This is a genomic window from Parabacteroides sp. AM58-2XD (genome assembly GCF_003463685.1).
GTDB lineage: Bacteria > Bacteroidota > Bacteroidia > Bacteroidales > Tannerellaceae > Parabacteroides > Parabacteroides segnis.
In genome coordinates this window covers 60,108-67,356 of sequence record NZ_QSDP01000021.1, presented here as the reverse complement: position 1 = coordinate 67,356, position 7,249 = coordinate 60,108, and the positions used below count along the sequence as shown (strand labels likewise).

The 7,249-nt window shown below is 44.9% G+C and carries 6 protein-coding genes; all 6 read left to right on the top strand.

The genetic code is table 11. The features are described from left to right. The first annotated feature begins 188 nt into the window (after positions 1-188). The 6 genes from cysD to DXA15_RS07220 are packed head-to-tail and all read left to right on the top strand — an operon-like array spanning position 189 to position 7,220. Complete coding sequence (gene cysD, locus DXA15_RS07245; RefSeq protein WP_007656947.1) at positions 189-1,097, top strand: sulfate adenylyltransferase subunit CysD; 909 nt, start codon at positions 189-191, stop codon at positions 1,095-1,097. A 35-nt stretch (positions 1,098-1,132) separates the two neighbouring features. After that, complete coding sequence (gene cysN / locus DXA15_RS07240; RefSeq protein ID WP_128133593.1) at positions 1,133-2,596, top strand: sulfate adenylyltransferase subunit CysN; 1,464 nt, start codon at positions 1,133-1,135, stop codon at positions 2,594-2,596. 5 nt (positions 2,597-2,601) lie between these two features. After that, on the top strand, positions 2,602-3,705 hold the full coding sequence (locus tag DXA15_RS07235; RefSeq protein WP_128133592.1) for a sulfotransferase: 1,104 nt from the start codon (positions 2,602-2,604) through the stop codon (positions 3,703-3,705). Positions 3,706-3,732: 27 nt separating this feature from the next. Then, positions 3,733-4,692, top strand: a complete 960-nt coding sequence (locus DXA15_RS07230; RefSeq protein WP_128133591.1) for a PCMD domain-containing protein — start codon at positions 3,733-3,735, stop codon at positions 4,690-4,692. Between the two features lie 9 nt (positions 4,693-4,701). Beyond that, positions 4,702-6,702 (top strand): NAD-dependent DNA ligase LigA, encoded by a 2,001-nt coding sequence (ligA, locus tag DXA15_RS07225; RefSeq protein ID WP_199676254.1) that lies wholly within the window; start codon positions 4,702-4,704, stop codon positions 6,700-6,702. Continuing rightward, positions 6,699-7,220 (top strand): hypothetical protein, encoded by a 522-nt coding sequence (locus DXA15_RS07220; RefSeq protein WP_128133589.1) that lies wholly within the window; start codon positions 6,699-6,701, stop codon positions 7,218-7,220. The genes ligA and DXA15_RS07220 overlap by 4 nt, the downstream gene beginning before the upstream one ends. The last annotated feature ends 29 nt before the right edge of the window (positions 7,221-7,249 follow it).

The following is a 7,249-nucleotide window of genomic DNA, read 5'->3' as shown; positions in this document are numbered from 1 at the left end:
GGCTTTAGCCACATTTCTCTCAGATAGAAAGCTTTAAGAAATGGGACTAAAGTCCAAAGAGATAGATTCTTTACTAGTCCGTCAGCTAAAGCAGACGGCAAATAGACCTGTAATAGTCAAGTGAGGTTGATGACAGGATAGTTCAATTTTGATAAACATTGAAACAATAAATATAACAAATATAAACTATGTCAGATTACAAATTAAGCCATCTACAGGAGCTGGAAGCAGAATCTATCCATATCATACGGGAGGTTGCTGCTGAATTTGAAAATCCTGTGATGCTTTATTCTATCGGTAAAGACTCATCGGTGATGGTCCGGTTGGCAGAAAAAGCCTTTGCTCCGGGAAAAGTGCCGTTTCCTTTGATGCATATTGATTCCAAATGGAAGTTTAAGGAAATGGTTCAGTTTCGTGATGAATATGCAAAAAAGTTCGGATGGAACCTGATCGTTGAATCAAATATGGAAGCATTTCATGCCGGTGTAGGACCTTTTACGCATGGAAGTAAGGTACATACCGACCTGATGAAAACACAGGCATTGTTGCATGCCCTCGACAAATACAAGTTTGATGCCGCTTTCGGTGGTGCCCGTCGTGACGAGGAAAAGAGTCGTGCCAAAGAACGTATTTATTCGTTCCGCGACAAGTTCCATCAGTGGGACCCGAAGAACCAGCGTCCGGAATTATGGGACATTTACAATGCCCGTGTCCATAAAGGTGAAAGTATCCGTGTCTTTCCGTTATCCAACTGGACTGAACTGGATATCTGGCAGTATATCCGCCTGGAGAATATTCCAATCGTTCCTTTATACTATGCCAAGGAACGCCCTATCGTTGAACTCGACGGTAATCTGATTATGGCTGACGACGACCGTTTGCCGGAACAGTATCGCGACCAAATCAAAATGCGTATGGTCCGTTTCCGTACACTTGGCTGCTGGCCTTTGACCGGAGCGGTAGACAGCGATGCCGATACAATCGAAAAGATCGTGGAAGAGATGATGACAACCACTAAAAGCGAACGCACCACTCGTGTAATCGACTTTGACCAGGATGCCAGCATGGAACAGAAGAAACGAGAGGGTTATTTCTAATTTTCAATTTTCAATTCTCCATTTTCAATTAAATTATGGCAACATTAAATATAAAAGAATTCCTGGACAGGGACGAACAGAAAGATTTGCTTCGTTTCCTGACGGCAGGTTCGGTAGATGACGGTAAATCGACCTTAATCGGACGTCTGCTGTTCGACAGTAAAAAGATATATGAAGACCAGCTGGATGCCCTTGAACGTGACAGTAAACGTATGGGAAATGCCGGCGACCATATTGATTATGCTTTATTGCTTGACGGTTTGAAGGCTGAACGTGAACAAGGTATTACGATCGATGTGGCTTATCGTTACTTCAGTACGAACAACCGCAAATTTATCATCGCCGATACTCCGGGACATGAACAATATACCCGTAACATGATAACCGGCGGTTCGACTGCCAACCTGGCTATTATCCTGGTGGATGCCCGTACCGGTGTAATTACACAGACCCGCCGCCACACTTATCTGGTTTCTTTGCTGGGTATCAAACATGTGGTACTGGCTGTGAATAAAATGGACCTAGTCGACTTCGACGAACAAATATTCGATAAGATTGTCGCTGATTATAAGGCGTTCGTGAAATCCTTGAATATTCCGGATATCACTTATATCCCGCTTTCGGCTTTGGATGGTGATAATGTGGTGGATAAGAGCGATCGTACTCCCTGGTATGAGGGACCGTCTCTGTTAGATTTCCTGGAAACAGTGCCAATCGATCAGGATCGTAATTTCGAAGATTTTCGTTATCCGGTACAATATGTATTGCGTCCGAACCTGGACTTCCGCGGCTTCTGCGGTAAGGTATCCAGCGGTATCATCCGTAAAGGAGATACGGTGATGGCTTTGCCTTCATGCAAAACATCGAAAGTGAAAAGTATCGTTACTTATGATGGCGAATTGGATTATGCTTTCCCTCCCCAATGCGTTACCATTACCCTGGAAGACGAAATCGACGTTTCCCGTGGCGAAATGCTGGTACATCCGGATAATCTGCCGATGGAAGACCGTAACTTCGAATCGATGTTGGTCTGGATGGATGAAGAACCGATGGATATGTCCAAACAGTTCTATATCAAGCATACGACTAACCTGACACGTGCCCGTGTGGACAGTATCCGTTATAAGGTGAATGTCAATACAATGGAGCAGTTGTCGGTAGAGAACGGACAGTTGACAGCCGATAGCCTGCCGATGAAACTGAATGAGATCGCCCGTGTTGTCTTTACGACCGGAAAGGAACTGTTCTTTGACCCTTATCAGAAGAATAAACAGACGGGAGCCTTTATCCTGATCGATCCGATTACCAACAACACGTCGGCTGTCGGAATGATTATCGACCGGGTGGATGCCAAAGATATGGTGACAGAGGATGCTCTGGCTGTATTGAACCTGCCGGAACTCGGAATAGGCGAAGAACATTATGAGGCGATTCGTACGGTATGTGAAGAATTAGGACGCCAGGGCGTTCCTGTGAAATGTATAACTGAAAAACAATAAAATTTATGGGGTTGATGGAATTCGATAAGCTACCAATCAATACATTGGTGGGAGCGGACTGGAAAACGTTCAAGGCTGTGACAGCCGATAAAACGATCGACAAAGGTTTTCGAAACAAGTATTATCTGACAAAATCGGTATGCCGCCTGCTTAGTTTACTGCAACCTTTAGAAGATGCCCGTTATCGTAAAATAGCGGATAAGCCGTTGGAGATGGACCCGGTGTTCATACTGGGCCATTGGCGTAGCGGTACGACATTCGTACACAATGTATTTTCGTGCGACAAGCATTTCGGATACAACACCACGTATCAGACGGTATTTCCGAATTTGATGCTTTGGGGACAACCTTTCTTTAAGAAGAATATGTCATTCCTGATGCCCGACAAACGTCCGACCGACAACATGGAACTGAAGGTCGACCTTCCGCAGGAAGAAGAGTTTGCTTTGGCAAACATGATGCCGTATACTTATTATAATTTTTGGTTTTTCCCGAAACACATGCTGGAATATTGCGACCGGTATCTGTTGTTCGACAATACGACCGAGTACGAATTGAAAGTGTTTAAGGAAACCTTCCTGAAACTTGTTAAGATATCGCTTTGGAATACACATGGCTCACAATTCCTGAGTAAGAACCCGCCGCATACCGGACGTGTGAAAACGTTGTTGGAAATGTTTCCGAATGCCAAATTCATTTATTTGAAGCGTAATCCTTATACCGTATTTGAGAGTACACGCAGTTTCTTTACAAATACGATACAACCGCTTCGTTTGCAAGATATCACTAATGAACAGATTGAAAGCAATCTTATTGAAGTATATCGCCGCTTGTTCTACAAGTTTGAAGAACAGAAAGGGCTTATTCCTGAAGGGAACCTGGTAGAAGTGAAATTCGAAGATTTCGAACAGGATGCTTTTGCGATGACCGAAGATATTTATCGCAAATTAAACCTGCCGGGATTTGAATCGTCTAAAGCCGAGATAGAGAAATATCTGGGAAAGAAGAAGGGATATAAAAAGAACCAGTACAAATACGACGACCGTACGATACAGATCGTTGAAGAGAACTGGGGAATGGCTCTCAAGGAGTGGGGATATTCTTTATGATATTCTTTCAACTTTTAAGCAAAGCTTATGAATTATATAAAGAATATATTGTTATTTTTGTTTGCGGGCAGTCAATTGTCGACTATCGCCGGACAGGAGAAGGTTGTGCCTTTTGCGTTTGGGGATATGGATCAATGGGTTGTCCGTGAAATCCAGGAGTCTGGAATTATAGGTGGAAATAAGAAGCATCTGTATGAGGTGGGACCGACGGATACGATTGTCGGCAATACAGCTTATCACAACCGGGGAGGTTCGCCGTGGGCGAATTCCAATGTGATGGCGAAAGTGGCCGGAGTAGTGAAGACGAATACATCTGTATTTCCGGAAAAGAGAGGAGATGGCTGGTGTGCCCGCCTGGAGACACGTATGGAAAGTGTAAAGGTTTTTGGCCTGGTCGACATCGAAGTGGTTGCGGCCGGTTCTGTCTTCCTGGGTTCGGTTCATGAACCGATCAAAGGGACAAAGAATCCCCAGGCTATGCTGAACAGCGGTGTTCCTTTTACAAAGAAACCGACGGCAATCCGTTTCGATTATAAGGTAAAGGCAGCACCCGAAAAAGACCGTATCCGCAGTACAGGATTCAGCCGTAAGTCGAAAGTGGCCGGGCAGGATTCTATCGCAGCGATTTTGTTTTTGCAGAAACGCTGGGAAGATAAGGAAGGTAATATATATGCTAAAAGGGTAGGAACGATGGTTCAACGTTATGTCTCATCGACAGATGGTTGGGTGAACGACGCTACTTATCCGATTATGTATGGCAATATATCCGACCATGCGGATTACAAACCATATATGTGCATACAGGTTGAGGAACGTTATGCAACGAACAGCCAGGGCAATAGTGTCCCGATAAAGGAGATCGGCTGGGCAGAGGAAGGAGACGAACCTACACACATGGTTTTACAGTTTACTTCCAGCCATGGAGGCGCCTATATCGGTTCTCCCGGCAATACGTTCTGGATTGATAATGTAAAACTGGTATATTAATTTTCAATTATAATGGTGGAGGCAAAGATAAAAGCACTGCGTGATGAGTTGGAACAGCATAATTATAATTATTATGTACTTTCCACACCGACGATATCAGACCGTGAGTTTGATGAGAAGATGAAAGAATTACAGGCATTGGAGGAAGCTCATCCCGAATTTGCCGATCCGCATTCACCGACGCAGCGGGTGGGAAGCGACTTGTCGAAGGAATTTGAACAGGTAGTCCACCAGTATCCGATGCTTTCTTTGGGAAATACCTATTCCGAAGAAGAAATACGTGATTTCTATGAGCGGACGGAACGTGCTTTGAACGAGCCTTTCGAGATTGTTGCCGAGTTGAAATATGACGGGACTTCCATTTCGTTGATTTATGAGAACGGACGCTTGGTCCGTGCCGTGACCCGTGGCGATGGAACCCGTGGCGATGATGTGACGGCTAATGTAAAGACAATCCGTTCTGTCCCGTTGAAGCTACGGGGTGATAACTATCCGGAAAACTTTGAGATACGGGGTGAAATACTATTGCCCTGGGCAGAATTCGACCGTCTGAACAAGGAACGTGAAGAGCAGGAAGAACCGCTTTTTGCCAATCCTCGTAATGCTGCTTCAGGCACGTTGAAACAACAGAATCCGTCTGTTGTGGCTTCACGTAAGCTGGATGCTTATTTTTATTATTTACTGGGTGAAGGCCTTCCTGCCGACGCTCATTACGAAAATCTACAGATTGCTCGTACCTGGGGATTTAAAATACCTGATGTCATCCGTAAATGCGACAGCTTGCAGGATATTTTCGACTATATCGCTTATTGGGATGTGGAACGGAAGAACTTGCCGGTGGCTACTGATGGCATCGTATTGAAAGTAAATTCACTGCGCCAGCAGAAGAATCTGGGATTCACCGCCAAGAGTCCCCGTTGGGCTATTGCTTATAAATTTCAGGCAGAGCGGGCGGTAACACGTCTCAACTCAGTCTCTTTCCAGGTAGGGCGCACAGGGGCAGTTACTCCGGTTGCCAACCTGGAACCGGTATTGCTGGCTGGGACGACCGTCAAGCGTGCCTCTCTGCATAACGCAGATATTATTGAAGGGTTGGATTTGCATCTGGGAGATAATGTATATGTAGAAAAAGGCGGAGAAATCATTCCTAAGATTGTTGGTGTCGATGTCGATTCCCGTTCGATGTTGTTGGGTGCGAAGGTTACTTTTATCAAGACTTGCCCTGAATGCGGTACGCCTTTGTATCGCCCGGAAGGGGAGGCGGCCCATTATTGTCCGAATGAAGCTGGTTGTCCACCGCAGATAAAAGGCCGTATCGAACATTTCGTTACCCGCCGCGCCATGAATATAAATATCGGTCCGGAAACGGTAGAAGACTTGTATGAAGCCGGTCTGGTAAAAAACGTTGCCGATCTGTATACCTTGGAGATGTCGGACTTATTGCGTCTGGAACGTTGGGCGGAGAAAAGCGCCCGCAACCTGATGGCGAGCCTTGAAGAGTCCAAACAGGTATCGTTTGAACGGGTGTTGTTTGGGTTGGGTATCCGTTATGTCGGCGAGACTGTGGCAAAACGCCTGGCGTCTGCATTCCATTCGATGCAACAATTACAGGAGGCTTCCTTGGAGACATTGACGGAAGTGGATGAGATTGGCGAACGTATTGCCCGTAGTGTTGTAGACTATTTTGCCGACGAAAACAACCGTATCCTCGTAGCCCGCCTGCAAAAATACGGATTGCAAATGACGGTAGCCGAAGAAGTGCTGGCAAACCGTTCCGATAAACTGAAAGGATTGACAATCGTGATTAGCGGTACATTTACTCAACATTCACGTGACGAATATAAAGCCATGATCGAACAGCATGGCGGAAAGAACAGTGGTTCCGTCTCCGGCAAAACAGATTACATCCTTGCCGGAGAAAACATGGGTCCGGCCAAACTTGAAAAAGCAGCAAAGCTGGGAGTGAAGATTATAAATGAAACTGAATTCTTAAACATGTTGGCAGAATGAGACTGACGAACCATTTTATCCATAAGAAAGTAAAGGCATTGGCTAGGCAGTCCGGAAAGCGTCAGAGTAACTTCTGCACCCTGAAAGACGCCCGCCATATCCTGGTGTTGTTTAATGCCGAAGACCGTGATGTCGTTGAGCCTTGCCTCAAAACATTACGTACGTTGAATAAGAATGTCAATGTTTGCGTCTATGTGTCCGGCGAAACGTTGCCAGAGATGAATCCGTCGTATATGGTTGTCCATGCCAAGACCGATCTGGATATGTGGTATATGCCAACGGATGAAATCCAAAAGAAGTTTTGTTCATGTAATGCAGATATACTAATCGACCTTACCCAAGGTAATAATTATGTCATGCAATATTTGTTGTTGAAGCATCCCGGAACCTTAAAAGTCGGAGCAAAAAACAGTGAACTGGATTTATATGATCTCACAATTTCAATGACAGAAAACGCTGATATAAAGCATTTATTCGAACATATCTTATTTTATTTGCAGACAATCCGTTCCAAATGATATAATTTCGTTATTTTTGCAGTGCTAAA